The sequence below is a fragment of the Methylorubrum thiocyanatum genome, from assembly GCA_014138645.1.
Lineage (GTDB): Bacteria > Pseudomonadota > Alphaproteobacteria > Rhizobiales > Beijerinckiaceae > Methylobacterium > Methylobacterium thiocyanatum.
This window is the reverse complement of record JACJIB010000004.1, coordinates 117,864-143,352: the sequence shown is the minus strand read 5'-3', so window position 1 is coordinate 143,352 and position 25,489 is coordinate 117,864. Positions and strand designations below refer to the sequence as shown.

At 70.3% G+C, this 25,489-nt stretch carries 28 protein-coding genes; 16 read left to right on the top strand and 12 right to left on the bottom strand.

Annotation, left to right across the window (positions count from 1 at the left end; genetic code table 11):
* Window positions 1-137: 137 nt before the first annotated feature.
* Both HNR51_RS11920 and HNR51_RS11915 read right to left on the bottom strand, forming a co-directional pair.
* The gene (locus HNR51_RS11920; protein WP_012456449.1) at window positions 138-605 is read right to left on the bottom strand and encodes a DUF6163 family protein; all 468 of its coding nucleotides are present in this window, start codon (window positions 603-605) and stop codon (window positions 138-140) included.
* A complete protein-coding gene (locus tag HNR51_RS11915) occupies window positions 602-1,750 on the bottom strand; it encodes an enoyl-CoA hydratase/isomerase family protein (RefSeq protein ID WP_182555355.1) in 1,149 nt (382 codons plus the stop codon). The genes HNR51_RS11920 and HNR51_RS11915 overlap by 4 nt, the downstream gene beginning before the upstream one ends.
* Before the next feature lie 430 nt (window positions 1,751-2,180).
* On the opposite strand from HNR51_RS11915, the gene HNR51_RS11910 reads away from it, so the two are divergent.
* The 7 genes from HNR51_RS11910 to HNR51_RS11880 all read left to right on the top strand — a co-directional run bounded on the left by HNR51_RS11910 (window position 2,181) and on the right by HNR51_RS11880 (window position 6,590).
* Window positions 2,181-2,423 (top strand): DUF6894 family protein, encoded by a 243-nt coding sequence (locus tag HNR51_RS11910; RefSeq protein ID WP_182555085.1) that lies wholly within the window; start codon window positions 2,181-2,183, stop codon window positions 2,421-2,423.
* Window positions 2,424-2,792: 369 nt separating this feature from the next.
* Window positions 2,793-3,848 (top strand): porphobilinogen synthase, encoded by a 1,056-nt coding sequence (hemB, locus tag HNR51_RS11905; protein ID WP_141953683.1) that lies wholly within the window; start codon window positions 2,793-2,795, stop codon window positions 3,846-3,848.
* 35 nt (window positions 3,849-3,883) lie between these two features.
* Window positions 3,884-4,288, top strand: coding sequence for a hypothetical protein (locus HNR51_RS11900; protein ID WP_182555084.1), 405 nt, complete (start codon window positions 3,884-3,886; stop codon window positions 4,286-4,288).
* Window positions 4,289-4,412: 124 nt separating this feature from the next.
* On the top strand, window positions 4,413-4,907 hold the full coding sequence (locus HNR51_RS11895; protein ID WP_182555083.1) for an RDD family protein: 495 nt from the start codon (window positions 4,413-4,415) through the stop codon (window positions 4,905-4,907).
* Window positions 4,908-5,128: 221 nt separating this feature from the next.
* Window positions 5,129-5,875 (top strand): arginyltransferase, encoded by a 747-nt coding sequence (locus HNR51_RS11890; protein WP_012456455.1) that lies wholly within the window; start codon window positions 5,129-5,131, stop codon window positions 5,873-5,875.
* Between the two features lie 71 nt (window positions 5,876-5,946).
* Window positions 5,947-6,273, top strand: a complete 327-nt coding sequence (locus HNR51_RS11885; protein ID WP_012456456.1) for a type II toxin-antitoxin system RelE/ParE family toxin — start codon at window positions 5,947-5,949, stop codon at window positions 6,271-6,273.
* On the top strand, window positions 6,273-6,590 hold the full coding sequence (locus HNR51_RS11880; protein ID WP_152278480.1) for a helix-turn-helix domain-containing transcriptional regulator: 318 nt from the start codon (window positions 6,273-6,275) through the stop codon (window positions 6,588-6,590). Before HNR51_RS11885 ends, HNR51_RS11880 begins: the two co-directional genes overlap by 1 nt.
* A gap of 30 nt (window positions 6,591-6,620) precedes the next feature.
* On the opposite strand, the gene HNR51_RS11875 is transcribed toward HNR51_RS11880, so the two are convergent.
* From HNR51_RS11875 to HNR51_RS11865, 3 genes are all read right to left on the bottom strand, one after another.
* A complete protein-coding gene (locus HNR51_RS11875; protein ID WP_182555082.1) occupies window positions 6,621-7,184 on the bottom strand; it encodes a sugar O-acetyltransferase in 564 nt (187 codons plus the stop codon).
* Between the two features lie 29 nt (window positions 7,185-7,213).
* Complete coding sequence (ypfJ, locus tag HNR51_RS11870) at window positions 7,214-8,119, bottom strand: KPN_02809 family neutral zinc metallopeptidase (RefSeq protein ID WP_012456459.1); 906 nt, start codon at window positions 8,117-8,119, stop codon at window positions 7,214-7,216.
* Window positions 8,120-8,225: 106 nt separating this feature from the next.
* Window positions 8,226-9,155, bottom strand: coding sequence for a uracil-DNA glycosylase (locus HNR51_RS11865; protein ID WP_182555081.1), 930 nt, complete (start codon window positions 9,153-9,155; stop codon window positions 8,226-8,228).
* Window positions 9,156-9,362: 207 nt separating this feature from the next.
* On the opposite strand from HNR51_RS11865, the gene HNR51_RS11860 reads away from it, so the two are divergent.
* The gene (locus HNR51_RS11860) at window positions 9,363-11,036 is read left to right on the top strand and encodes an electron transfer flavoprotein-ubiquinone oxidoreductase (RefSeq protein WP_182555080.1); all 1,674 of its coding nucleotides are present in this window, start codon (window positions 9,363-9,365) and stop codon (window positions 11,034-11,036) included.
* 115 nt (window positions 11,037-11,151) lie between these two features.
* Here HNR51_RS11860 and HNR51_RS11855 read toward each other — a convergent pair whose 3' ends face one another.
* From HNR51_RS11855 to HNR51_RS11845, 3 genes are read right to left on the bottom strand one after another with little or no spacing between them, the layout of a single operon-like run.
* Window positions 11,152-12,141: a P1 family peptidase gene (locus HNR51_RS11855; RefSeq protein ID WP_182555079.1), complete on the bottom strand. Its 990-nt coding sequence runs from the start codon at window positions 12,139-12,141 to the stop codon at window positions 11,152-11,154.
* Window positions 12,138-13,007, bottom strand: a complete 870-nt coding sequence (rarD, locus tag HNR51_RS11850; RefSeq protein ID WP_182555078.1) for an EamA family transporter RarD — start codon at window positions 13,005-13,007, stop codon at window positions 12,138-12,140. Before rarD ends, HNR51_RS11855 begins: the two co-directional genes overlap by 4 nt.
* A gap of 57 nt (window positions 13,008-13,064) precedes the next feature.
* Window positions 13,065-13,352: a hypothetical protein gene (locus tag HNR51_RS11845; RefSeq protein WP_141953698.1), complete on the bottom strand. Its 288-nt coding sequence runs from the start codon at window positions 13,350-13,352 to the stop codon at window positions 13,065-13,067.
* A gap of 143 nt (window positions 13,353-13,495) precedes the next feature.
* On the opposite strand from HNR51_RS11845, the gene HNR51_RS11840 reads away from it, so the two are divergent.
* On the top strand, window positions 13,496-13,660 hold the full coding sequence (locus HNR51_RS11840) for a ribosome modulation factor (protein WP_012456465.1): 165 nt from the start codon (window positions 13,496-13,498) through the stop codon (window positions 13,658-13,660).
* Window positions 13,661-13,733: 73 nt separating this feature from the next.
* On the top strand, window positions 13,734-14,921 hold the full coding sequence (gene metC, locus HNR51_RS11835) for a cystathionine beta-lyase (protein ID WP_182555077.1): 1,188 nt from the start codon (window positions 13,734-13,736) through the stop codon (window positions 14,919-14,921).
* Between the two features lie 144 nt (window positions 14,922-15,065).
* Here the strand turns inward: metC and HNR51_RS11830 are convergent, their stop codons facing one another.
* On the bottom strand, window positions 15,066-15,974 hold the full coding sequence (locus HNR51_RS11830; RefSeq protein ID WP_182555076.1) for a phytanoyl-CoA dioxygenase family protein: 909 nt from the start codon (window positions 15,972-15,974) through the stop codon (window positions 15,066-15,068).
* Between the two features lie 47 nt (window positions 15,975-16,021).
* On the opposite strand from HNR51_RS11830, the gene HNR51_RS11825 reads away from it, so the two are divergent.
* Window positions 16,022-16,537: an Lrp/AsnC family transcriptional regulator gene (locus tag HNR51_RS11825; protein WP_182555075.1), complete on the top strand. Its 516-nt coding sequence runs from the start codon at window positions 16,022-16,024 to the stop codon at window positions 16,535-16,537.
* Between the two features lie 95 nt (window positions 16,538-16,632).
* On the opposite strand, the gene HNR51_RS11820 is transcribed toward HNR51_RS11825, so the two are convergent.
* Window positions 16,633-17,229, bottom strand: a complete 597-nt coding sequence (locus HNR51_RS11820; protein ID WP_182555074.1) for a pyridoxamine 5'-phosphate oxidase family protein — start codon at window positions 17,227-17,229, stop codon at window positions 16,633-16,635.
* 521 nt (window positions 17,230-17,750) lie between these two features.
* On the opposite strand from HNR51_RS11820, the gene HNR51_RS11815 reads away from it, so the two are divergent.
* Window positions 17,751-20,960, top strand: a complete 3,210-nt coding sequence (locus HNR51_RS11815) for a PAS domain-containing hybrid sensor histidine kinase/response regulator family protein (protein WP_210280021.1) — start codon at window positions 17,751-17,753, stop codon at window positions 20,958-20,960.
* Window positions 20,961-21,050: 90 nt separating this feature from the next.
* On the opposite strand, the gene HNR51_RS11810 is transcribed toward HNR51_RS11815, so the two are convergent.
* Together HNR51_RS11810 and HNR51_RS11805 are read right to left on the bottom strand one after the other, a co-directional pair.
* Window positions 21,051-23,279 carry a glycosyltransferase family 2 protein gene (locus HNR51_RS11810; RefSeq protein WP_182555072.1) on the bottom strand — a complete coding sequence of 743 codons (2,229 nt, stop codon included), beginning with the start codon at window positions 23,277-23,279 and terminating at the stop codon, window positions 21,051-21,053.
* 11 nt (window positions 23,280-23,290) lie between these two features.
* Window positions 23,291-23,617, bottom strand: a complete 327-nt coding sequence (locus tag HNR51_RS11805) for a cupin domain-containing protein (protein ID WP_182555071.1) — start codon at window positions 23,615-23,617, stop codon at window positions 23,291-23,293.
* Window positions 23,618-23,742: 125 nt separating this feature from the next.
* Between HNR51_RS11805 and HNR51_RS11800 the strand changes: the two genes are divergently transcribed.
* From HNR51_RS11800 to HNR51_RS11785, 4 genes are all read left to right on the top strand, one after another.
* On the top strand, window positions 23,743-23,904 hold the full coding sequence (locus HNR51_RS11800; protein ID WP_182555070.1) for a hypothetical protein: 162 nt from the start codon (window positions 23,743-23,745) through the stop codon (window positions 23,902-23,904).
* 28 nt (window positions 23,905-23,932) lie between these two features.
* Window positions 23,933-24,553, top strand: a complete 621-nt coding sequence (locus tag HNR51_RS11795) for a protein-L-isoaspartate(D-aspartate) O-methyltransferase (RefSeq protein ID WP_182555354.1) — start codon at window positions 23,933-23,935, stop codon at window positions 24,551-24,553.
* A gap of 105 nt (window positions 24,554-24,658) precedes the next feature.
* A complete protein-coding gene (locus HNR51_RS11790; protein ID WP_152278488.1) occupies window positions 24,659-24,874 on the top strand; it encodes a hypothetical protein in 216 nt (71 codons plus the stop codon).
* Window positions 24,875-24,889: 15 nt separating this feature from the next.
* Window positions 24,890-25,471, top strand: a complete 582-nt coding sequence (locus tag HNR51_RS11785) for an ATPase (protein ID WP_182555069.1) — start codon at window positions 24,890-24,892, stop codon at window positions 25,469-25,471.
* Window positions 25,472-25,489: the final 18 nt, after the last annotated feature.

Below are 25,489 nucleotides of genomic sequence, written 5' to 3'. Positions count from 1 at the left end.
GCCGGCTTTTGGCCGCCGGCCTCGCTTATGAGGTGAACCTAAGGCCCACCGATGAAAGCCGATTTAAGCGACAGGATGAACTCGCGATTTACTTCTGTCGGTAAATGCAAAATGAAACGATGATGTTGACCACTCGTTCAGCCTACATCGCGGGCCGCCAGCCAGGATAACACGAAGTAAACAGCGACAATGCTTGCCTGCACTGCGATCACCGGCATCGACATCGGCAGGAGCTGCGGCGTCAGCAGCGCCAGCGTCAGCGCCGAGGTTGCGGCGAGCAGCCAGACCACCCCGCCCCAGGCGCTCGTCAGCCACAGCCCGACCGCCGCCACGAAGTCGATCACCGCGAAGTAGATGATCGCCGATTGCCGGCCCATCGGCAGGTCGGCGAATGGGGGGCGGCCGGGGATCAGGTCGAGGATCTCGCCCCAGGTCGCGAGCCCCTTGACCAGCCAGACCAGCGCGGTGATGCGCATGAACCAGACCAGCACCACGTCCCAGCGGGTCTGCGCCCGCGGCGCGCTGCCCTCGATCCGGTCGCCGGCCCCGGCGCTCGGCCGCCCGCGCCCGTCGAGGGTACTGCCGACCTTGGCCAGCGCCCTCACGACTGGGCTCCTGCATCCGGCGCGGGTTCGCGCGGAACCGCGCTGCCGTCGAAGCGCGGCTCGGTGCCGTCGGGCGGGGCGAAGGCGGCCTCGATCGCCGCGCCGTCGACGTCGTCCAGGGTAGCGGGCCGCCAGGCCGGTCGGTTGTCCTTGTCGATGATCACGGCCCGTACGCCCTCGTAGAAGTCGTGCCCGCGCATCGCCTGCTCGGCCAGCCGGTACTCGGCGAGCATGGCCTCGGCAAAGCCGAGATCGCCGCCCCGGCGCATCAGCGCCAGCGCGATGGTCAGGCTGGTCGGCGAGCGGGTGCGCATCGTCGCCGCGGTCGCCTCGGCGAAGGCGGAGCCCTCCGCCGCCGCCGCGTCGAGGCGGGCGAGCACCTCCGCGACGGTGTCGGCGGAAAAGCAGGCATCGATCAGCGCCCGCTCGGCCACCAGCGGGCCGGTCTCCGTCCCGGGCGCGTCGAGCCCCTCGAAGGCGCGGGCGATCGCCCCGCCCCCGGCGAGCCGGTCGATGAGGGTGTCAAAATCGGCCGCCCGCGCCGCGTGGGTCGCGAGCCCGACGGCGAGCGCGTCGCCCGCCCCGATCCGGGCCCCCGTCAGCGCGAGGTAGCGCCCTGTACAGCCCGGCAGGCGCGGCAGGGCGTAGGTTGCGCCGACATCGGGGAAGAAGCCGATGCCGGTCTCGGGCATGGCGAAGCTGTAGCTCTCCGCCGCGACCCGCACGTCGCCGTGCAGCGAGATGCCGACGCCCCCGCCCATCACGATGCCCTCGATCAGGGCGATGTAGGGCTTCGGGTAGGTCTTCACCGCGGCGTCGAGCCAGTACTCCCCGCGCCAGAAGGCCATCACGTCGGCGTGGCGTCCGGCCCGGCCCAGGGCGTGGATCTGGCGGATGTCGCCGCCGGCGCAGAAGGCGCGCCCGCCGGCGCCGCGCACGATGATCCGGCTGACCCGCGCATCGCCGGCCCAGGCCCGGAGCTGCCGGTGCATCGCCTCCACCATCGGCAGGGTCAGCGCGTTGAGCGCCTTCGGCCGCCGCAGGGTGATCAGCCCCGCCTCCCCGCGGGTCTCGAACACGATCTCGGGTTCGATCGGTGCCGCCTGCGAAGATGCCGCCTGCGGCTCCACGCGCTCACCCGCCATTCCGCGCTCCACCACCCGCGCCGCACTCCGCTGCAAGCTCCCCGCGCGGACCGCCTCCGCCCGGGCGACGGGCTGACCCATCATGTCCCATGGGGCAAGCCTCGCGCGGCTTCTTAGACGAACTCCCGGCGGGGGCGTCAACGCGGCGGCGTCGTGCCGGCCCCGTCGAGCGCGCCGCCACCGGCCGCCGGGACTGTGCCGCATCCGTGCCGGGAGGTACCTCGAACGTATACATTTCTGGATACAACGATCTCCGGATGCATCTTGAGGTCGATGTCTCCGCGGAATTCGAGTGACCGATAGGCATGTTGGCGACCGCATTTGTTGTTGAGCCGCATGAGTGGCCGTTGCACTTGTTGAAATCGGGGTCGGCCGTCGCGTGACCCGAGCCGAGACCGTAGACGCTGCTGTGTTGCCCGAGGCGGAAGGGATGACGTTGCCTCGCTACTACTTCGATATCGAAGACGAGACCGTCGTCCCGGATACGAAAGGCCGGGTGCTGCCCGACCGCGCCGCCGCCCGGATCGAGGCGCTGGCGCGCGGGGCCGACTTCGCCGCCGATCCGGAGAAACTCGGTGGCGCGGGCGTCGTCGTGGTGACGGTGCGCGACGCGCCCGACAGGGTGGTGATGCGCCTGCGCCTCGTGTGTCAGATCGAGGATCTGGTGGAGTGACGCCGAAGGAGAGGGGCCGGGTGCCCCGCGCCATCGCCATGAACCTGCCGGGAAACGGGAGCCTGCCCTGCGGCAACGGCGCCTTTCGGGTCCGAATCCGGATGTGCTAGGCGCATCGTCACGGCCGCGCGTTCCGCGGGCGTCCGTCCCATCGAGGATTTTCGCGGGGATACCGCCGGTCACCGGCGGTTGTCTCGGGCGGTCCCCGGGGATGCGAGCCCGGAATGCGTCCGCCTCGGGTCACGCCGATCGACTTGCCGTCGACCCTGGCCTGACGTCTTTGTCGTGACGCGTTCTTCCGCGCCGAGTCGGCGCGCCTTTCGGCGCCCCTTGCGAGAGCGCGCCGGAGCAACCGGAGTCCTCAGGGCCATGTCTGACGCCACCCCGCGCCCGCTCGCCATCGAGACCGCGCGCGAAGCCGCCCCCGGCGCCGGGCCGCTGAGCCTGACCCAGCGCCCGCGGCGCAACCGCAAGGCGGACTGGTCGCGCCGCCTCGTGCGCGAGCACAGCCTCACCGTCGACGACCTGATCTGGCCGCTCTTCGTGATCGAGGGCGAGCGGCGGCGCGAGCCGATCGCTTCCATGCCCGGCGTCGAGCGTCTGAGCGTGGACGAGATCGTGCGCGAGGCCGAACGCGCCGCCCGGCTCGGCATCCCGGCGGTGTCGTTCTTCCCCTACACCGAGCCAGGCTTGCGCGATCCCACCGGCTCCGAGGCTCTGAACCGTGAAAACCTTGTCTGCCGGGCGGTGCGGGCGGTGAAGCGGGCGGTGCCCGAGATCGGCGTGATGACCGACGTGGCCCTCGACCCCTATACCAGCCACGGCCATGACGGCCTGATCGAGGACGGCGCGATCCTCAACGACGAGACCGTGGCGGTGCTGGTCGAGCAGAGCCTGATCCAGGCCGAGGCCGGCACCGACATCATCGCACCCTCCGACATGATGGACGGGCGCGTCGGTGCGATCCGCACCGGCCTCGACCGGGCGGGATTCCGCGATGTCCAGATCATGGCCTACGCCGCCAAATACGCCAGCGCCTTCTACGGCCCGTTTCGCGACGCCATCGGCACCAAGGCGGCGCTGGTCGGCGACAAGCGCACCTACCAGATGGATCCCGGCAACGCGGCCGAGGCGCTGCGCGAGGTCGCCCTCGACCTCGCCGAGGGCGCCGACTCGGTGATGGTGAAGCCGGGCCTGCCCTATCTCGACATCATCACCCGGGTGAAGACCGAGTTCGGCGTGCCGACCTTCGCCTACCAAGTGTCGGGCGAGTACGCGATGATCGAGGCCGCCGCCCGCAACGGCTGGCTCGACGGCGAGCGCGCCATGACCGAGAGCCTGCTCGCCTTCAAGCGCGCGGGCGCCGACGGGGTGCTGACCTATTACGCCCCCCGCGTCGCCGAGCGCCTGCGCGCGGGCGCCTGAGGGCCGGTTCGGCCGGAACGGCGAGCGGGACGACCGTGCTCCGGGGCCGTCGGGGCGCCGCGCTGGCGGGCGCCCTCCTCCTCTGGCTCGCGGCCGGATCCGGCTGCGATACGGCGCTCGACGCGCGCCGGATCACGCTCTGCCGCCGGGCGGTGCCGGCGCTCGCCCCGCCCGGAGCCGAGATCGGCCTGCTGCGGGTCGGGGCCGGCGCGAGCCGCGGCAGCGTGCGCGTCGATTATCGTGTTCTGGGCGGCCCCGGCCCCCATCCGAAGGCCGAGGCGACCCGGACCCGCTTCCTCGTCTGCCATTTCGGGGCGGCCGACGACCTCACCGCCGTGACGACCGAGCAGGGGCCGGTGAACGGCGCCTCGCTCTACCTGCTCAAGCGCTACTATCTGACCACGCCCGAGGCCGAGGCGGCCGATCCCGGCGCCCGGTGACGGGGAGAGAGCGGAGGGCGGGGCGTCGTCCCTCCCACGCCGCACCCCCGACATTGCCCTTGGCAGCGCCGCTTCGTCTCCCCACTTCATCGGGGTGCACGCAACGGTCGAGGAAGCGGCGGCCATGACGGATTTTCAGCCCGGCTATCACCCCGGCTACACCGACCCGGCGCGGATGTCGGGCCCCGGCGGATACCCCGTGCCGTATGTGCGGGCGAGCCTCGGCGGCCGCACCGTCGCCTACCTGCTCGATCTCGCCTTCATCTTCGTCTTCACGGCGGTGCTCGCCACGGCGATCGCGATCCTCGGCGTGCTCACCTTCGGCTTTGCCTGGATGCTGTTCCCGATCCTCGGCATCAGCGGCATCCTCTACAGCGCGATCACCGTCGGCGGCCCCAAGCAGAGCACGCTGGGCATGCGCATGCTCGGCCTGCGGGTGGTGGCGCCCGAGAGCGGCCGGCCGGTGGATTTCCTCACCGCCGCGATCCACGCGCTGCTGTTCTACGTGGCGATCTCCACCTTCCTGCTCTGGTGCCTCGACATCGTGTTCGGCCTCGCCCGCTCCGACCGCCGCCTCGGTCACGACCTGCTGCTCGGCCTCGCCATCGTGCGCGATTGAGACCCTGCATCCGACGCACGACCGCCGCCCCGCCGTCGCGGGGACAACCGGCGATCCGCCCTGATCATCTCGATGGGGGGCTCCCCCTTTCGGGTGAAGGGATGGCGGCGGAAAGCCGCCGTCCCGGTCCATCAATCCGGTTGAGCGCCGCCGCGATCCCGCTACATTGACAGCGGCGTCGGCGTCCGATGCCGCCGGCCCCGAGGGCGAGCCTTCCGAGCGTGACGAGTCATCCGCGCGACACCCCGCAATTCTACCTCACGGCCCCCTCCCCGTGCCCCTATCTGCCGGGCCAGGAGGAGCGGAAGGTGTTCACCCACCTCGTCGGGCGCCGCGCCCGCGACCTCAACGAGATCCTGACCCAGGGCGGCTTCCGCCGCTCGCAGACCATCGCCTACCGCCCGGCCTGCGAAACCTGCCGGGCCTGCGTCTCGGTGCGGGTCGTGGTCGAGGATTTCGCCATCACCGGAAGCCAGCGGCGCATCCTCCAGCGCAATGCCGGCCTGATCGGCACGCCGGAGCCGAACCGTCCGGCCTCCGAGCAATACGCCCTGTTCCGCCGCTATCTCGATGCCCGCCACGGCGACGGCGGCATGGTCGACATGACCGTGCTCGACTACGCGATGATGATCGAGGACAGCCACGTCGACACGCATCTCGTGGTCTACCGCGAGCGCGGCCCCGACAGCGCGATCCACGGACGCGGCGTCGGCGCACCGGTTGCGGTCTGTCTCACCGACGTGCTCGCCGACGGCCTGTCGATGGTCTACTCGTTCTACGATCCCGAGGCGGCCAGCCGCTCGCTCGGCACCTACATGATCCTCGACCACATCCAGCGCGCCCGCGCGCTCGGCCTGCCGTATCTCTATCTCGGCTACTGGGTCGATGGCTCCCGCAAGATGGACTACAAGGCCAAGTTCAAGCCGCAGGAGCGCCTGATGCCGCAGGGCTGGGTGCGGGTGGAGTAGCGGCCTGCCGGCACTTTGCCGTTCGTCACCCATCCCTGTCTTGAATGGTAACTTTCAGGGTACTATTCTGGATGGAGATCCGGGAGTTTCTGGATAGCGGTGGCCGCAGTCCGTTCGCTTCCTGGTTCGACCGCCTCGGCCCTCAGGCGGCGGCCAAGGTGACAGTCGCGCTGGCCCGCATGGAGGCGGGCAATCTGTCGAATGCGAAACCTGTCGGCGAAGGGGTGCAGGAATACCGGATCGCCTGGGGCCCAGGCTATCGCCTGTATTTCGGCCGCGATGGCGACGTGCTGATCATCCTCCTCTGCGGCGGCACCAAGCGTCGGCAACAGGACGACATCGCCGAGGCACGGGCCCATTGGGCGGATTACAGGCGCCGGAAAAGGGAGACGGGATGATGGCCCTGACGCGCAGCTTCAAGGAGACTGTCAAGGCACGAGCCGAGCGCGATTCGGCCTTTCGCGACGCTCTGCTCACTGAGGCGGTGGACCAACTCCTGGCGGGCGACATCGAGACCGGCAAGGCCGTTCTGCGCGATTACATCAACGCGACGATCGGCTTCGAGCGGTTAGCGCAGGAGACCGGCACATCGTCAAAGAGCCTGATGCGCATGCTTGGGCCAACCGGCAATCCGACTGCGACCAATCTGTTCGGCGTCCTGCGGACGGTGCAGAAGGCCTCCGGCGTTCAGCTCTCCGTCGCCGTCGGGCGCTGACCGGCTGCGACTTGCCCGCGGCCGGGCCGCTTACTCCTGGGTCCACTTCACCACCTTCGCCGGGTTGCCCGCCACGACCGCGCCCGGCGGGACGTCGCGCGTCACCACGGCGCCCGCGCCGATCACCGCCCCGTCGCCGACGGTGATGCCGGGCAGCAGGATCGCGCCGCCACCGATCCAGACGTCGTCGCCGATGGTGACCGGCCGGGCCGATTCCCAGAAGGCGGCGCGCGAGGCGCGGTCGAGAGGGTGCTCGGCGGTGTAGATCTGCACCGCGGGGGCGATCTGCGCCCGATGTCCGATCGTGATCGGGGCGCAGTCGAGGAAGACGCAGTTGAAGTTGCAGAAGAAGTCGTCGCCGACCGAGATGTTGCCGCCGTAGTCGCAGGCGAAGCCGGGGCAGATCGTCGGATTGCGTCCGGCCGATCCGAGAAGCGCCCGCACCACCGCCTCGCGGCCCGCGGCATCCTCCGGCTCCATGGCGTTGAGCCGCAACAGCAGCCGCTTGGCGGCGTTGCGCAGCCCGACCAGTTCCGGATCGTCGCCGCGATAGAGCTGCCCGGCGAGCATCCGCTCGCGCGCGGTCTCGGCCATGTCAGCCTCCTCCGAGGTTGGCGAAAGGATCAGCCGCGGCTGGCGCGGAAGGTGTCGCAGGACTTGGTCTGCCCGCTCTTGTAGCCCGTCATGAACCAGCGCATCCGTTGCTCGGACGAGCCGTGGGTAAAGGAATCCGGCACCGCGTAGCCCTGCGACTTCTCCTGAAGCTTGTCGTCGCCGATGGCGCTGGCGGCATTGAGCGCCTCTTGGATGTCGCTCTGGTCGAGGGAATTCCAGCGGTCGTTGGAGTTCTTGGCCCAGACGCCGGCGAGGCAATCGGCCATCAGCTCGACGCGCACGGAGAGCTGGTTCGCCTCGGTCTTGCTGCCCGCGTTCTGCTGGCGGCTCTGTACCTTGCCGAGGATGCCGAGCACGTCCTGCACGTGGTGGCCGACCTCGTGGGCGATGACGTAGGCGTAGGCGAAGTCGCCCTTCACGCCGAACTTGGTCTGCATCTCCTTGAAGAAGCCGAGGTCGATATAGACCTTCTTGTCGAGCGGGCAGTAGAACGGGCCCATCGCCGCCTGCGCCATGCCGCAGCCCGAGCGGGTGCCGCCCTGGTAGAGCACCATCGTCGTCGGCGTGTATTGCCGCCCGGTCTGGTTCGGCAGGATCTCGTTCCAGACGTCCTCGGTGTTGCCGAGGATCTTCGTGGCGAACTGGCCGGCGCGGTCGGTCGGCGCCTCGCGGCGGCGCGCCTGCGTCTCGGGATCGACCCGCTGCTCGCGCTGCTGCCCGCCGCCGGCCATCTGCTGGGCGCCGCCGAGCAGGATCGCCGGGTTGATGCCGGTGACCCAGGAGATCAGCAGCACGATGACGATGGTGCCGATCCCGAGCCCGCCCATGCCGCCGCCGGGAAAGCCGCCGCCACCGCCGCCTTCGCCGCGCCGGTCCTCGACGTTCTCAGAGGCGCGAAAATCGTCCCAGCGCATAGAGTCTCCCGCCACCCGCATCGTGCCCGGCCTGATCGGGATTCCGGGCTTGGTTTCTAGAATGGCTGCGCGGAGGCTACGGTTCCGCTTCCGGCCGCTCCGGGGCCTACTTGCCCGGGGCGCTCCCGTCGAGGGCACTTTTCAGCATGCGGAAGTCGCGCCAGGCGAGGCGCTTCTGCACCGGCTGGCGCAGCAGGTAGGCCGGATGGAGGGTGGCGAGTGCCCGGATCTCGCGGCCGTCGCTCAAGCGATAGGGATAGAAGCGCCCGCGCGCCTTGAGGATGCCGTCCTTGGTTCCGGTCAGCGTCTGCGTCGCGGGGGCGCCGAGGCAGACGAGGATGTCGGGATTGGCGAGTTCGATCTGGCGCTCGACGAAGGGGCGGCAGATCGAGATCTCCTGCGGGGTCGGGTTGCGGTTGCCCGGCGGACGCCAGGGCACGACGTTGGAGATGTAGGCGCTGGTCCGGTCGAGGCCGATTGCCGCCATCATCCGGTCGAGGAGCTGGCCGGAGCGACCCATGAACGGCTTGCCGATCCGGTCCTCGTCGGCGCCCGGCGCCTCGCCCACGAACATCACCCGCGCCTGCGGATTGCCGTCGGCGAAGACGAGGTTTTTGGCGGTGAAGCGTAAGGTGCAGCCCTCGAAGCCCCGCAGCAGCGCCTCCAGCTCCTCCAGGGTCTGCATCTGCGCGGCGCGCGCCCGCGCGTCGTCCGCCGCCTCGCCGGGCTTGGCCCCGGCGGCGTTGCCGTAGGTGCGGGGGGGTTCCCGCGGCGGCGGGTCGCGACTCGGAAGTTCGCGCCGAAATTCCAGGGGCGCGTCCTCACCGGGGGGCGCCTCTCGACGCGGCGGCGGCTCGCGGCGTGGGGCCGGTTCGGCCCGCGGGGCAGCGGCCTGGGCTGCCTCGGCCTCAGCGAAACGGTCATGGGGGCGCTCGTCGAGGGCCGCATCGATCCCCGCCTCGACATGGAAGTCGAGGTAGGAGATCAGGTCGGCCCTGGCGTCGCTATCCGCGTGGTTCGCAGTCATCTCATTCATGTGGCGTGGAAGCGCCCTGTGGACAACGCCCGGGTGCGCCCCGCGGATCGTCGCACGGGCGCACCCTCCGTTCCCCTGCGCCGGCCTGCCGCTACCCGAACAGACTTGCCTTCCTACCTTGGAATCGCTTGAGAGACATCTTGACAATGGATTGGGCCGCAGCGGCGTGAGACAGCGCCCCAACGAACGGCCGCAGGAGGAATGAGGATGGCGCTGCCCGAACGCGAAGGCATGGATTTCGACGTGGTGATCGTCGGCGCGGGACCCGCCGGCCTCGCCGCCGCGATCCGCCTCAAGCAGCTCTCCGCGGAGAAGGGCGAGGAGCTCTCGGTCGTCGTCGTCGAGAAGGGCGGCGAGGTCGGCGCGCATATCCTCTCCGGCGCTGTGGTCGATCCGATCGGTCTCGACACCCTGCTGCCCGAATGGCGCGACGATCCCGACCGCCCGCTGAAGACGGCGGTGGAGCGCGACGAGTTCCTGTTCCTGACCAAGAACAGCGGCGTCAGCCTCCCCAACGTGTTCTTCCCCAAGCTCCTGTCGAACCACGGCAATTTCGTCGGTTCGCTCTCGAACACCGTCAAGTGGCTCGGGGCCAAGGCGGAAGGTCTGGGTGTCGAGATCTATCCCGGCTTCCCGGCCTCCGAAGTGCTCTATGACGAGCGCGGCACGGTGACCGGCATCGCCACGGGCGATCTCGGCATCTCCCGCACCGGCGAGCCGCGGGACGATTTCACCCGCGGCATGGAGCTTCGGGCGAAGTACACGGTGTTCGGCGAGGGTGCGCGCGGCTCGCTCACGAAGACGCTGATCGACAAGTTCGGGCTGAACCGCAGCAGCGACCACCAGAAGTACGGCCTCGGGGTCAAGGAGCTGTGGCAGCTCTCGCCGGACAAGTTCGAGCCGGGGCTGGTGCAGCACACGATGGGCTGGCCGCTGCCGAACAAGGCCGGCGGCGGCTCCTGGCTCTACCATTTCGACGATCGCCTGCTCTCGGTCGGCTTCGTCACGCATCTGAACTACGAGAACCCGACCCTGTCGCCGTTCGAGGAGTTCCAGCGCTTCAAGACCCACCCGATGATCCGCGACGTGTTCGAGGGCGCCAAGCGCATCGGCTACGGCGCGCGCGCGATCATGGAGGGCGGCTGGCAGTCGGTGCCCAAGCTCGTCTTCCCCGGCGGCTGCCTCGTCGGCGATTCCGCCGGCTTCGTGAACGTGCCGCGCATCAAGGGCTCGCACAACGCGATCCTGTCCGGGATCCAGGCGGCGGACGCGATCTTCGACGCCCTCGTCGCCGGCCGCCAGGGCGACGAGCTGACCGCCTACGAGGAGGGCTGGCGCGACAGCCCGATCGGGCGCGACCTCAAGCCGGTGCGCAACGTCAAGCCGCTCTGGTCGAAATACGGCACCCTGGTCGGGATCGGCCTTGGCGGACTCGACATGTGGATGAACTCGATCGCCAACGCCTCGCTGTTCGGGACTCTGGGCCACGGCAAGCCGGACCATGCCTGCCTCAAGCCCCTCGCCGAGGTGACGCCGATCACCTACCCGAAGCCCGACGGCAAGCTGACCTTCGACCGGCTCTCCTCGGTCTATCTGTCGAACACCAACCACGAGGAGGATCAGCCGCCCCACCTCAAGGTGAAGGATATGGGGCTGCAGAAGACCTCCGAGCACGACGTCTACGGCGGTCCGTCGAGCCGCTACTGCCCGGCGGGCGTCTACGAGTGGGTGGAGGATCAGTCGGCCAGCGACGGCGTCCGCTTCCAGATCAACGCGCAGAACTGCGTCCACTGCAAGACGTGTGACATCAAGGACCCGAACCAGAACATCAACTGGGTCACCCCGGAGGGGCCGGGCGGGCCGAACTACACCAACCTGTAATCCGGGTTTCGAAAGGACGGGTCCTTTCGCGGGTCCAGGGCAGCGCCCTGGAAGAATGCCGGGGCTCTGCCCCGGCGCCCCGCCAAAGGGACGATCTTTGTGGAATCCCGGACGGCTAAAGCTCCCGCCAGGCCGGCAGGTCGAGGCAGGGTAGGCGGGTCGCCGCGTGGACGCCGATGGCGACCGCCCGCGCCAGCGTCTCGGCCGCCGCCGCGCCGAGGCGGGCAAGGTCGGCCACCTCGTCCCCGAGCGGCACCGCCCCGGTGGCGACCGCGAACACCACGTCGCCGTCCAGCGGCGTGTGCGCCGGATGGATCGCCCGGGCGAGCCCGTCCTGGGCGGCGATGGCGAGGCGCTTGGCCTGGGCCTTGGTGAGCGCCGCATCGGTGGCGATCACGGCGAGCGTGGTGTTGGCGCCCGGCAACGGCGCACGCGGCCATGTGAGGGCGTCGTCGGGCACGCGCGGCGGAAGGCCGAGGCCGCCGAACTCAGCCCCGCGCTCGAACGGCGCCGCCCAGAAATGCGGCCCCTGCCCCATCGTCACCCGGCCGAAGGCGTTGACCGCCACCAGCGCGCCGACCTGCGCGGACAGGCCCGGCACCGCGCTCGAGGCCGAGCCGAGGCCGCCCTTGAGGTTGGCGGTGCGGGCGCCGAGCCCCGCCCCGACCGAGCCGAGGGGAAAGGCGCCGTCCCGCGCGGCGAGCGCCGCCGCGTGGCCGAGCTCGCGATAGGGCGGGAAGCGGCCCCATGCCTTGTCGCCGCCGTTGAGCAGGTCGAACAGGATGGCGCCGGGCACGATCGGAACCCGCACCGCGCCGACCGCGAAGCCGCGCCCCGCTTCCCGGAGATGGGCGACCACGCCCGCCGCCGCGTCGAGCCCGAAGGCCGAGCCGCCCGACAGGACGAGGGCGTCCACCGCCGGCACCGTGGCGGCCGGGTCGAGCAGGTCGGTCTCGCGGGTGCCGGGACCGCCGCCGCGCACGTCCACCGCGCAGGTGAAGGGGGTGTCGAAGACCAGCGCCGTGACGCCGCTCGCGATCCGCGCATCCTCGGCATGGCCGACGCGGATTCCGACGATGTCGGTGATGCGGTTGAGCCGGGTCATCGCACCTCTCCTGCCGCCCGGCGGCGCCTGCGCTCGTGACGGAGCGCATCGTAGGCATAGAGCACCAGCGCCAGCCAGATCAGCCCGAACAGCACGACGCGGTCCGGCGTCAGGGTCTCGCCGTAGACCAGCGTGCTGAGCCCCATCAGGCAGGAGGGGGCGATGTACTGCATCAGGCCGAGGGTCGCGAGGGTCAGCCGTGTCGCCGCGGCGGCGAACCAGATCAGCGGCAGCGCCGTGGTCACGCCGGTGAGGGCCAGCAGCACCCAGGTGCGGGCGTCCTCGGGCACCGGGGCCGCGGCGAAGGCGAGGTAGGCCAAGGCGGCGGGCAGGAGAAGGAAGGTCTCGGCGCAGAAGCCGACGATGCCGTCGACGGCCACGAGCTTCCGCGCCAGTCCGTAGAGGGCGAAGGTGACCGCCAGACCGAGCGAGAGCAGCGGCAGCCGCCCCGCCATCGCCACCGCGATCACCACGCCGAGCACGACGATGGCCACCGCGACCCCCTGGACCGGGCGCAGGCGCTCGCCGAGGACGAGGGCGCCGAGCGCCACCGAGACCAGCGGGTTGATGAAGTAGCCGAGACTCGCGTCGAGCATGTGCCCGCTCGTCACCGCCACGAGGTAGAGCATCCAGTTGACCGCGATCAGCCCCGCCGAGACGAGGAGCCCGGCATGGCGCGGCCGCAAGGGTAAGGGGTTGGCGAGCCGCTTGCGCAGCAGCGCGATCAGGCCGGTGACGAGCAGCGCCGACCAGAGGATGCGCTGCGCCAGGATCGTCCCGGGCGGGACGCCGTCGAGCAGGCGGAAATGCACCGGGACGACGAGGCCCCAGCTCAGATAGGCGGCGAGCGCGTAGATCAGGCCCAAGATTGCACGGTCGGCGGCGTGGCGGGGCGCCGCTTGTAGCCTGGAGCGGGCCCGCGGTCAGCGCTTGCGCGCGGGTGCCGGAACGGTCTCGCCGCGCATGAGCGCGTTGAGGCGCTCGGTGTCGAAGCCGGTGAGCATGCGCTCCTTCTTCGACTCGGCCGCCGGTCCCTGCGTCACCGTGCCGGTCGTGACGGGGTCGGGCAGGATCGGTGCCGCCCGCGCGATCGTCGGGGCCGGTACGGCGGCGACCGCCTGATGCATGAGGCGGTCCGCACTCACGAGGACGACCGACAGCGTGCCGAGGCCCGTGACGGTCGCGAAGGTGATGACGCGCAGGATGCTCACGATGGGGAACTCGGATACGCGGGCGACGCGGGACCGGGAACGGCGGCCCCGGAAACAGGATGCGCCCGTTGTCGTTAATGAACCGGACGGCCGGACCCGCCGCGGACCGGCCCTATTCAGGACAACCGGCAAAGGATTGCGCCATGAACGAGCAGGCGACGGCGAGCGATAGCCCCTTCATCCAGGGCCGCAACGCCCGGCTCTACGGCAAGAGCGTCGAGGCGTGCCCCTATCCGGAAGGCTCCCAGGACCGTGCGGCCTGGCTCCAGGCCTACGAGGAGGCGGCCACCGACGACCCGGCGGAGTGAGGCATGTCTTGACGCTTCCGGCCCCGGAGGGCTGAAAGGGCGGCAACGCCCGCTCTCTCCCCTTCCGAGGCCGATGTCCAAGTCCCCTCCCCGCGACCGCGGCCGCTTCGGCGCCGACACCCGCCTCGTCCTCGCCGGGCGCGATCCCGGCGCCCAGCACGGCTTCGTCAACACGCCGATCTATCGCGGCTCGACGGTCCTCTATCCCACCTACGACGACATCAAGCACCGGCGCGGGCGCTACAATTACGGCACCTCCGGCACGCCGACGATGGACGCGCTCTGCGAGGCCTGGAGCGAGATCGCGGGGGCAGCGGGCACGGTGCTGGCGCCGTCCGGCCTCTCGGCCCTGACGCTCGCGCTGATGACCTGCGTCAGCGCGGGCGACCACCTCCTCGTCACCGATTCCGCCTACCGCCCGACCCGGATTTTTTGCGATGGGGTGCTCAAGCGCTACGGCGTGGAGGTCGAATATTTCGACCCGGTGATCGGCGCGGGCATCGCCGGCCTGATGCACGAGAACACCCGTGCTGTGCTCGTGGAGGCGCCGGGCTCGCAGACCTTCGAGATGCAGGACGTGCCGGCGATCGCCGAGGCCATGCATGCCCGCGGCGGCACGGTGGTGATGGACAACACCTGGGCGACGCCGCTCCTGTTCCCGCCGCACGAGCGCGGCGTCGATCTCGCGGTGGAGGCCGGCACCAAGTATCTCAGCGGCGGCTCCGACCTGCTGCTCGGCCTCGTCTCGGCCAATGCGGAGCACTACCCGGCGCTCAAGCGCACCTACGAGCATTTCGCCAACTGCCCCGGCCCCGAGGACATCTTTTTGGGGCTCCGCGGCCTGCGGACCATGGGCCTGCGCCTGCGCGAGCACGGCGCCCGCGGGCTCGCCATGGCCGCGTGGCTCCAGTCCCGGCCCGAGGTGCTGCGGGTGCTTCATCCGGGGCTGCCGGACGATCCCGGCCATGCGATCTGGAAGCGCGATTTCTCCGGCGCCTCGGGCCTGTTCGGCGTGATCCTCAAGCCCGTCTCGGAGGAGGCCTTGGCCGCGTTCCTCGACGGGCTCGAACTGTTCGGGATGGGCTTTTCCTGGGGCGGCTTCGAGAGCCTCGTCATCCCCTTCGACCCGACCGTCTACCGCACCGCCACACGCTGGCAGCCGGGCGGCCCGGCGCTCCGCTTCCATATCGGCCTGGAGGATCCGGAGGATCTGAAGGCGGATCTGGAGGCCGGGTTCGCGCGGATGGCGGCTGTGGCGTGAGGTCAGAATTCTATCGAACTGATGTTGTGAGAAACCGCCGTAGGTGCGGACGGTCGCTGGCTTGACAACCGGAAGGGACGTCCGGCTCCGAGCCCGCGTCGGACGCGTGGCGAATCCGGCATCGAAGCGGATGCGGGCCGTTGCTCAGGCGACCGTCTGTTGTGGTTGCCTCCGCCGGCCATCCTCGCAGTAGCCGTCGAGCCAAGTCGTCCGCCCGTTCTGCTCCGACCACGTGTACGGGAAGAAGCTCTCATCGAGGGCCGGATCGTCATAGCGCTGATATCTGCGATAGATGTAGCCGCCCGGCCGGTCGCTGAACCGTACCTCAGGTGAGATCATGTGGATGCCCACCGACCGGCGCATGTGGTCACCCGTCGTGTTGGGGCCGGAACCATGCCAGATCTCCCCCGCGTGGAACACGCATGATCCCGCCGGCACCGCGATGAACACTGGTTCCGGCGGCTCGATGCCCACGGACGTTGCGGCGTTTCTCATCGGAGCGCGGTAGTCGTCCTGACCGTGGAATGCCGTCGGCAAGGGCGTGAGCGGCCACAGGTGCGAACCGGGGACGTATTCGAGGGTACCTGCCTCCTGGTGTGTATCGTCGAGCGTGACCCAGCACGTCACAGTCTGGGTGGGGTCCAGGAAGTCCATGAAGGATGAATCCTGGTGGTGGGCGATGGGCTTCGTCTTCGGAGCCTTCCACCAGATCGTGTCCTGACCGAGCCGTGCGCCTGACCAGCCCGCGAGGTGAGCCGCGGCCCGACCGATGTCGGCCGACAGAGCCAGCTTCGCGATCGTCAGATCCGCCTTCCAGGCGTTGGCCATGTGCCGGGTGACGTCGGGAAGGCTCATGCCCTCGCGCCAGTACCACTCGTCTGGATAGACGCCCGTGTCGAACCGGCCCGCAAAGAGCCGAGGAAAGCTGTCGCGGAGCGCCGTGATCCGCTCGTCGGACAGGACGCGCTCGACGACGAGGAAACCGTCCCGACGAAAACGCTCGACATCGACGTCCACGAGCTCGGCAAGCCGGGGCAGGTCGAAGGCTGGCATCGGTCTTTCCTCTGTTCGGCTCCTAATCTCCTGATACTATCGTCGGTATGTCGGCCGATCGAACGAATGGATTACGGCAAAAGAAGCCGGAGGACGATCTCGACCGATTGGACGTCGGCATTTTGCGCCTTTTGCAGCAGAATGCTCGGCTGTCCGTGAAAGAGATCGCCGCAGAGGTGGGGCTGGCCCCATCTTCTACGCACGAACGTATCCGGCGGCTGCGAGAGAGCGGCATCCTGCGTGGCATGCATGCCGACGTGGACCCGCAGGCGCTCGGTATCGGGCTCGAAGCGCTTTTCATGATTGAACTCGCCAAGCACGAGCGCAGCACCGTGGACACGTTCATGGATGACATCGTCGAGGTGCCCGAGGTCCGCTCGGCATTCCTCGTGACCGGCCGCTACGACTTGGTTGTCCACGTCCTCGTACGGGATACCCGGCACCTGAAGGATCTCGCTCTCGATCACTTCACCAACAGACCTGGCGTCACACGTATTGAGACATCGATCATTTTTGACGCGCGCCGCCGATCCGCGTTGCCTGTTTTCCGCTCCCTCGACTGACCGGAGGCCCGCTCGGGCGACAAGCAGACCTCAAGAAAGTCCGAGACGGGTCACACGCCGCTCCTTGTATGCTGAAGGCGAACGGGGTTTTGCCCTCAAGGCGCCACCCACGTCCCGTCCCAGCCCGCTCCCTCCCAGGAAAAAACCGCCCGCCGGTGCCCGCGCCGGTCGAGGTAGAGCAGGTCGATCCGTTCGGCGGTGAGCACCACCGCGCAAAAGTTTTCTCGGCCGAGGCGCGCCTCCGGATCCTCGCCGGGCAGCGCGTAGGCGTCGCCCGTGGCGAGCGCGGTGCCGGGGGCGGGCTCGATCCCGTAGCAGACCCGGCTCATCGCCAGGGCGCCGGCCCAGGCCGCGTCGGCCACCGCGTCGTCGTGGTGCGGGCGCGCCCGCCCCTCGAGGCGGAGCTGGAGCTTGGTTTGGCCGTCGTAGACGTGAAGCGCGGCGCGCCCGCTCCGCGCGATCTCCCGCGCCTTGTCCGAGCGCCGGTCGCAGTGGAAGCGCAGGCTCCTCTCCCCCGCCTCGACGGCGCGCAGCACCACGGTGCGCAGCCGCGGGCGCCCCGCCGCGTCGACGGTGGCGAGCGCGGGCGTGTGGAACGGACTGTGCCGGTTCGCCACCCCCTCGGCGAGGCGCCGCCAGCCCTCCGCGCGGAAGCCGTCGAGGTCGTCGTAGAAGGAAGGCAGCGCGTCCACGAAAAGGATCCCCTCGGGTACCAGGCTCGGGTGCCAAGCGCGGATGTCAGGCCGCGTGGCAGGCAGACCGCAGGCCGCCCGATCCGGTCTGGGCCGGTGCCGGCCGAGTGCGCCGCGGGCCGCCGGATGCTGGCGCGGCCGGTGCGGCGGCGCAAGGTGCGGCCGTCCTCACGCCGTCCTCACACGGTTCGGGCGAACCGATCGAGCGGCATCAAACCTCTGGCGCGACCCGCCGGTTCGCGCCATGGCATGCATCCGGGAGGCGCCCGACGCGGCTTCCGGCATCCAGTGATGGCACGGCTGCCCGATTGTTGCGTTGAACGCTCTCGAACACACGGTCGCGCTTCACCCTTGTCCGCTTCATTCCCGTCTCCGCATCGGCCCTCTGGTCCGATCCCCTCCCGCTCGCCACTCCGCCGACGCGCGCCGCGTCCCGGCGGAGGGCTCTGGCCGCGCCGGAGGCCGGCCGCGTGACCACCGCACCCTCCTTCCTCGCCGGCGGCGGCGCGGCCGGCGCGCTGATGCGCGGACTCGACTGGGCGGCGACGCCGCTCGGGCCACCCGAGACGTGGCCCGCGGCGCTCAAGACCCTGGTCGGCGTGATGCTCGGCTCGCAGCAGCCGATGCTGATCGTCTGGGGCGAGGCGCATGTCACGCTCTACAACGACGGCTACGCCCCGATGTGCGGCGCGCGCCACCCGAAGGCGCTCGGCCGGCCCTTCGACGAGGTCTGGCACGACATCTGGGATCAGGTGGAGCCGATCCTGTCGCGGGCCTATGCCGGCGAGGCCACGCATATGGAGGACATCACCTTCACGATGCACCGCAACGGCTACCCGGAGGAGACGCACTTCGCCTTCGGCTACACGCCGGTGCGGGGCGAGGACGGCACGGTGGCGGGCATGTTCTGCGCCTGCTCGGAGACCACCGCCGCGGTGCGTGCCGGACGGCAGATGCAGGCCGAGCGCGAGCGCTTCGCCCGGCTGTTCGAGCAGGCGCCGAGCTTCGTCGCGGTGCTCGACGGCCCCCACCACGTCTTCGCCTTCGCCAACGCCGCCTATCGCGGGCTCGTCGCCCACCGCGACATTCTCGGCAAGCCGGTGCGCGCGGCCCTGCCGGAGGTCGAGGGCCAGGGCTTCTTCGAGCTGCTCGACGAGGTGTACGCCACCGGCCGCAGCCACACCGCGCACGGGGCGCCGGTGACCCTCCTGCGGGTGCCCGGCGGCGTGCCCGAGCAGCGCTTCCTCGATTTCGTCTACCAGCCCATGCGCGACGCGTCGGGCACCATCACCGGCGTGTTCGTCGACGGCTCGGACGTGACCGAGCGGATCACCGGCAACGCGGCCTTGGCCGAGAGCGAGGCGCGCTTCCGCACCATGGCGGACGATGCGCCGGTGATGATGTGGGTCACCGATGCCGACGGCGCCTGCCAGTACCTGAACCGGCGCTGGTACGAGTTCACCGGCCAGACCGAGGCGCAGGCCCTCGGCCTCGGCTGGTTGGAGGCCGTCCACCCGGACGACCGCGGCTGGTCCGGCGAGACCTTCCTGACGGCCAATGCCCGGCACGAGGGCTTCAGCCTCGAATACCGTCTGCGCCGCCGCGACGGCGCCTATCGCTGGGCGATCGACACCGCGAGCCCGCGCTTTGCCGCCGACGGGCGTTTTCTGGGCTATATCGGCTCGGTGGTCGATATCGAGGAGCGCCGCGCCGCCGAACTGGCGCTCGCCGAGAGCGAGGAGCGCCTGCGGCTCGCCGTCGAGAGCGGCGAGATCGGCCTGTGGGACTTCGATCCGCGGGCCGGCACCCTGTTCTGGCCGCCGCGGATCAAGGCGATGTTCGGGTTAGCCCCCGAGGCGGACGTGACCCTCGAGGATTTCTCCGAAGGCCTTCATCCGGACGACCGGGCGCGGGTCACCGCCGCCTTCGCCGCCGCCCTCGATCCCGGCACCCGTGCCTTCTACGATGAGGAGTTCCGCACGGTCGGAGGTGCGGACGGCACGATCCGCTGGGTCGCGGCCAAGGGGCGCGGGGTGTTCGATGCGGAGGGGCGGTGCCTGCGCGGCGTCGGCAGCGCCATCGACATCACCGCGCGAAAGGCGACCGAGGAGCGGCTCGTCGAGGCCACCCGCCGCCTCGACGCCGTGCTCGACAACGCGACCCAGGCCATCTTCATGATGGATGAGCGCCAGCACTGCGCCTACATGAACCGCGCCGCCGAGCGGCTGACCGGCTACACTCTGGAGGAGACGCGGGGCCAGGCGCTCCACGATGTCGTCCACCATACCCGGCCGGACGGCAGCCCCTACCCGCTCCACGAATGCCCGATCGATCAGGCGTTCCCCGAGAACAACCAGGAGCAGGGCGAGGAGATCTTCGTCCACCGCGACGGCTCGTTCTACCCCGTCGCCTTCACCGCGAGCCCGATCCGCGACGAGGGCGGCGCGCCAATCGGCACCGTCATCGAGGCGCGCAACATCGAGGCGGAACTGCGGGCCAAGGCGCAGCTGGAGGCCTTCAATGCGAGCCTGGAGCAGCAGGTCGCGGCCCGCACCGCCGAACTGATGCGCACCGAGGAGGCCCTGCGCCAGTCGCAGAAGATGGAGGCGGTGGGCCAGCTCACCGGCGGGCTCGCCCACGACTTCAACAACCTGCTCACCGGCATCACCGGCTCGCTCGAACTGCTCCAGACCCGCCTCGCGCAAGGGCGGCTCACCGAGATCGACCGCTACGTCAACGCGGCGCAGGGGGCAGCCAAGCGCGCCGCGGCGCTGACCCACCGCCTGCTCGCCTTCTCACGGCGCCAGACCCTCGATCCCAAGCCCACCGACGTGAACCGGCTGGTGATGGGGATGGAGGAACTGCTGCGCCGCACCATCGGCCCCTCGATCACCCTGGAGGTGGTGGCCGCGGGCGGGCTGTGGTCGGTGCTGGTCGATCCGAGCCAGCTCGAGAACGCGCTGCTCAACCTCTGCATCAACGCCCGCGACGCCATGCCGGATGGCGGGCGCATCACCATCGAGACCGCCAACCGCTGGCTCGACGACCGCGGCGCCCGGGAGCGCGACCTCGATCCCGGCCAGTACCTGTCTCTGTGCGTGACCGATACCGGCACCGGCATGAGCCCCGACGTGATCGCCAAGGCGTTCGATCCGTTCTTCACCACGAAGCCGATCGGCCAGGGCACCGGTCTCGGCCTGTCGATGATCTACGGCTTCGTGCGCCAGTCGGGCGGGCAGGTGCGGATCTACTCGGAGGTCGGCCAGGGCACGACGATGTGTCTCTACCTGCCGCGCCATTACGGGGCCGCCGAGGAGCCGGATCCCGCTCCCGACCTCGCCGCCGCGCCGCGAGCCGAGCAGGGCGAGACGGTGCTGATCGTCGACGACGAGCCGACGGTGCGGATGCTGGTGACGGAGGTGCTGGAGGATCTCGGCTACACCGCGATCGAGGCCGCCGACGGCCCGTCCGGCCTCAAGGTGCTGCAATCGGACGTGCGCATCGACCTCTTGGTGACCGATGTCGGGCTGCCCGGCGGCATGAACGGGCGTCAGGTGGCCGATGCGGGCCGCGTCCTGCGGCCGGAGCTGAAGGTGCTGTTCATCACCGGCTACGCCGAGAACGCGGCGGTGGGCAACGGCCACCTGGAGCCCGGCATGCAGGTCATCACCAAGCCCTTCGTGATGGAGGTGCTGGCCGGGCGCATCAAGGAGATGATCAGTTCGGGGTGAGCGGGCAAGTCCCTGCCTTTTCAGGACAATCGACGGCGGGCATCCCCTCTCCCCGCGCGGCGGGGAGCGGGGATCTCACCCCGCAAAACATCAGAACCGTGCCGGATCGAGTTCGAAGGTCGGCGGCAGCGCCTCGAACCACTCGCTGTAATAGGGATCGCGCGGAATCGCCTCCGCCCAGCGTGCGCGGAAACGGGCCTGTTCGTCCTCGGCCACGGTGCGCGCCCGGTTGCGGCTCTCGTAGTGGTAGAGTTCGACCTCCGCGCAGTAGACGCTGCGCAGGCCGCGCTCGCGCAGGCGCAGGCAGAGATCGACGTCGTTGTAGTTGATGGCGAAGCCCTCGTCGAAGCCCTGGATCGCCTCGAAATCGGCCCGGCGCACCATCACGCAGGCGCCGGTCACCGCGAGATAGTTGCGGTTGCCCGCGGTCGAGAAGAAGTGGCCCGGATCCTCCCGCGGATAGGAGCGGCGGGGATGGTCGGGGGTCGCGTCAATCACCGTGACGCCGACATGCTGCAACTCGCCGGTCTCGAACAGGAGCTTCGGGCCGACGGCGCCGACGCCGGGGATCTGCAGGAGCGCCAGCATCGCCTCGATCCAGTCGGGGCTGATCACCTCGATGTCGTCGTTGAGGAAGACCAGCACGTCGCCCTTCGCCGCCCGCGCGCCGAGATTCATCTTGGCGGCGACGTTGAAGACCGGCTGGTCCCAGGTGACGGCGCGGGCGCCGAAGCGCTCCAGCGCCTCCTTCGTCGCGGGCCGGAGGTCGCCGTTGTCGACCGCGACGATCTCGATGTTGTCGTAACTGCTCTTCTCGCGGATGCTGGCGAGGCAGGCGGCGAGCAGATCGACGGTGCGGCCGCGAACCGCGCTGTCGCGGCCGGCGGTCGGGATCACGATCGAGACCACGGGCCGTTCCGTGAGCGGCCGGCGCAGGTGGAAGCTGCCGGCGAAGGCGGTGGGGCGCACGGAATCGAGCCCGCCGGTGCGCCGCGCCCGGTCCTCCAGGGCGCGGATGGCGGCGGCGACCACGTAGCCCTTGTTGTCCATCGCCTGGGCGGTCGAGCCGGGGATCGCCCGCCAATGGTAGAGCACCTGGGGGACGTGGTGCACGCGGGTGACGTGCTCGGTGTAGCGCAACGCGAAGTCGTAATCCTGCGCGCCCTCGCACTCGGCCCGGAACGCGCCGATCCGGGCGACGATGTCGCGCCGGTAGAGCGCCAGATGGGCCGTGTACATGCAGGCCTCCAGCGTCTCCGGCGACCAGTCCGGCTTGAAGAACGGCTCGTAGCGCTCCCCCTCCACCGTGATCTTGTCCTCGTCCGAGTAGAGGAAATCGATCTGCGGATCCGCGTTCAGGGCGCTCACGAAGGCGAACAGCGCGTGCGGCGGGATCACGTCGTCGTGGTCGATCAGCGTGATCCAGTCGCCGGTGGCCAGCGCCAGGGCGTCGTTGCTCGCCCCCACGATGCGCCCGTTCTGCGTCCGCCGGTGCAGCCGCACCCGCGGTTCGTCCGCCGCCAGCGCATCGAGCATCGGTGCGATGTGCGGGGCGGTCGAGGCGTCGTCGCAAAGGCACAGTTCCCAGTCGGGATAGCCTTGCGCCCGGATGCTGGCGAGCGCCGCCGCGAGATAGGGCTTGGGCGTGTTGTAGACCGGCATGACGATGGAGATGCGCGGCCGGAGGCGGAACCCCGCGATCGCCGTCCGCATCGCCTCCGGGCTCGGCAGGGCCGGGCGCTCGACCTGCTCGATCCAGGCGGCGTAGGAGGCCGCGGCGGGACGCGGCCGGGCGCTGTCCCAGAACGCCCGCCACAGGGCGGCGGGCGGCCGGCTCAGGGCGAGGCCGGCAAGCCGCCCGAGCAGGGCTGCGGCCCCCCGCTCTTCCTCCGGCAGCCGCGCCACGAGCCGGCGGGCGACGGCGAGCGCGGCCGCCGGCCCGCGCAGCGGCTCCAGCGTCGCCCGGGCGAGGCGGAAGCGCCCGCTCGCGGCCAGCGGATCGAGGCGCAGGCCCCGCACCCGGCGCGGCAGGCGCACGAGGTCGTCGATCCCTCCGTGCTCCCGTACTTCGAGCCGGACCGCCTCGTCCTCGCGGAAACCCGAGCCGTCATCGACGTAGAGCAGCGGCACCGGTTTCGTGGAGCCCAGCCCTTCGAGATCGGCGCGGATGCGGACCCAGCCCCCCGCGAGCCGGAACGGGAACAGGCGTCCGCCGCGGGGATGGGTCAGGCGGAATTGCGGGTCGGAGCCGGTGGAGCGCCAGACGCCCTCCCCCTCCGGCTCGATCTGTCCCTTCGGTTCGATGCGGCACGCGATCATGGGAGAACGCGTTAGCGCGGCGCGAGGTGAACCGCGAGCCAGATCGTCGGATTGGCGGTGCGCTCGACGCGGTGGCGGCAATGCGCCGGGATCAGCATGTGATCGCCCTCGGCGAGACGGCGCGGCGCCGGCTCGTCGGCGAAGCGCAGCTCGGCGCTCCCTTTCAGCACCGCGACCCACTCGTCGCCGTCCTGATCGTACCAGAAGCCCGGCGGGCTCGCCTGCCCCGTCGAGACGATGCGCTCGACCCTGATCCCGGGGCGCGTGAGCAGGGTCTCGAAGATCTCCGCATCCGTCCGCGTCGGCGGGCCGGCATAGAGGTTCGGGTGATCACTCATGCGCGGGCTTTCTTCGAGCGAGAGGGGCGGGCCGGGGAAGCAAGGCGGCGGGACACCGCACGGCGATCCGGGCGTTGAGGCAGGAAGGCGGCGCGCCCCGTGCCGCCGCACCTTGCGATGGAACGATGCCCGAGACCAAACCCGCGCCGCCCCCGCCTCCGCCCGTGACCGAGGATGCCGGCCTGCCGACGCCGCCGAGCCCCGGCCGTCTGCCGCCGCCGAACCTGCCTCCGCCGTCCGAGGACGGCGCGTCCCGCGACGGCGGCGACGGCACGCCCACGGAGTGAAGCCGTGCCGGATGCCGCCCGCGCCCGGATGGTCGAGACGCAGCTGATCGCCCGCGGCATCCGCGACGCGGTTCTCCTCGACGCGATGGGACGGGTGGGGCGCGAGGCCTTCGTCCCGGCCGAGTTCGCGGCGGAAGCCTATGCCGACGGGCCGCTGCCGATCGGTGCGGGGCAGACGATCTCGCAGCCCTACATCGTCGCCCTGATGATCGAGGCGCTGGCGCTGCGGCCCGGCGAGCGGGTGCTGGAGGTCGGCGCCGGCTGCGGCTACGCGGCGGCCGTGCTGGCCACGATGGGCGCACGGATCTTCGCCATCGAGCGCCACGCCGCCCTGGCCGAGGCCGCCCGTGCGCGCCTCGCCGCCCTCGGCCTCGCGGTTCGCCTGCGCGTCGGCGACGGGCATGCGGGCTGGCCGGAGGCCGCGCCCTTCGACGCGATCCTCGTCTCGGCGGCGGGTGCCGCGGTCCCGGAGGCGCTGAAGCGCCAACTCGCGCAGGGCGGGCGCCTCGTCATCCCGGTCGGCCCGCCGGGCGGGCAGACGCTGCTGCGGCTGGCCCGGCGCGGCCCGGAGCGGTTCGAGAGCCGCGATTTCGGCCCGGTCTCGTTCGTGCCGCTGCTGCGGGGCGTGGGGGCGGCGGAGACGGGGTGAGGGCCGACGAAGGGGGTTCTTCCCAGGCGTCGGAATGGCCATCTATACTGATGGAACTCTCACCGCTTCCCACCGGATGCGGCTCTCCGTTCACGAGCGAGGCGTATGACTCTCTTCGACTCACTTCGTCGGAATGCGGAGGCGATCCGGCGGATAGGCGTCGAGGCGATCGATGAGGCCAAGCGCCTCGGCGTGCCCAGCCATTACGTCGATCCTGTCGTCGGTGAAGGCATCGTGCGGGAATGGCCGGATGGAACCCGGCAGCGCCTGCGGCGGCAGAATGGATCCGTCTCGATCGAACCGGTTGATCCCAGGCGCTGACCCCGGGCCTGGGCCGTGGCCGCACCGATCTGCACGATCCTGGGCGGCCCCAACGGATCCGGGAAGTCGAGCCTTTACCGGGCCCTCGACCTGCCGGGCGAGTTCGTCAACGCGGACTTGGTCGCTCGACGCATTGATCCAGTCGATCCCGAGGCGGCGTCCGTCGCGACCGGACGGGACTTCGTTTACGAGACGACGCTCAGCAGCAACCAAGCAATCAGCCTCATGCGTCGCGCGCGGGAAACCGGTTATCAGGTCGCTCTCGTCTTCGTGGCTCTTGAGTCGGCGGACCTGAACGTGGAGCGCGTCGGCGACCGGGTGCGGAAGGGTGGTCACGCCATTCCCGAGCCTGTCATTCGGCGGCGCTACGGCATCGCGTTGTCCCGGCTCGCGCAGGCGATCCCGCCGGCCCACGAAACGGCGGTCTTCGACAACTCGGAGGCGACGACGCGATTGCTGTTGCGGATCGCGGGTGAGGCGATCGAGGAGAATCACCTCGACAGGCGGAAGGCCCTTCATGGTCGGATCGCCGATGCCGTGGCGCAGGCTCTCGGCATCGGTGTGACCGAGGCTTTCCTCCTGGGCCGCTCCGACTGAGCGGGACGACCCTGGCCG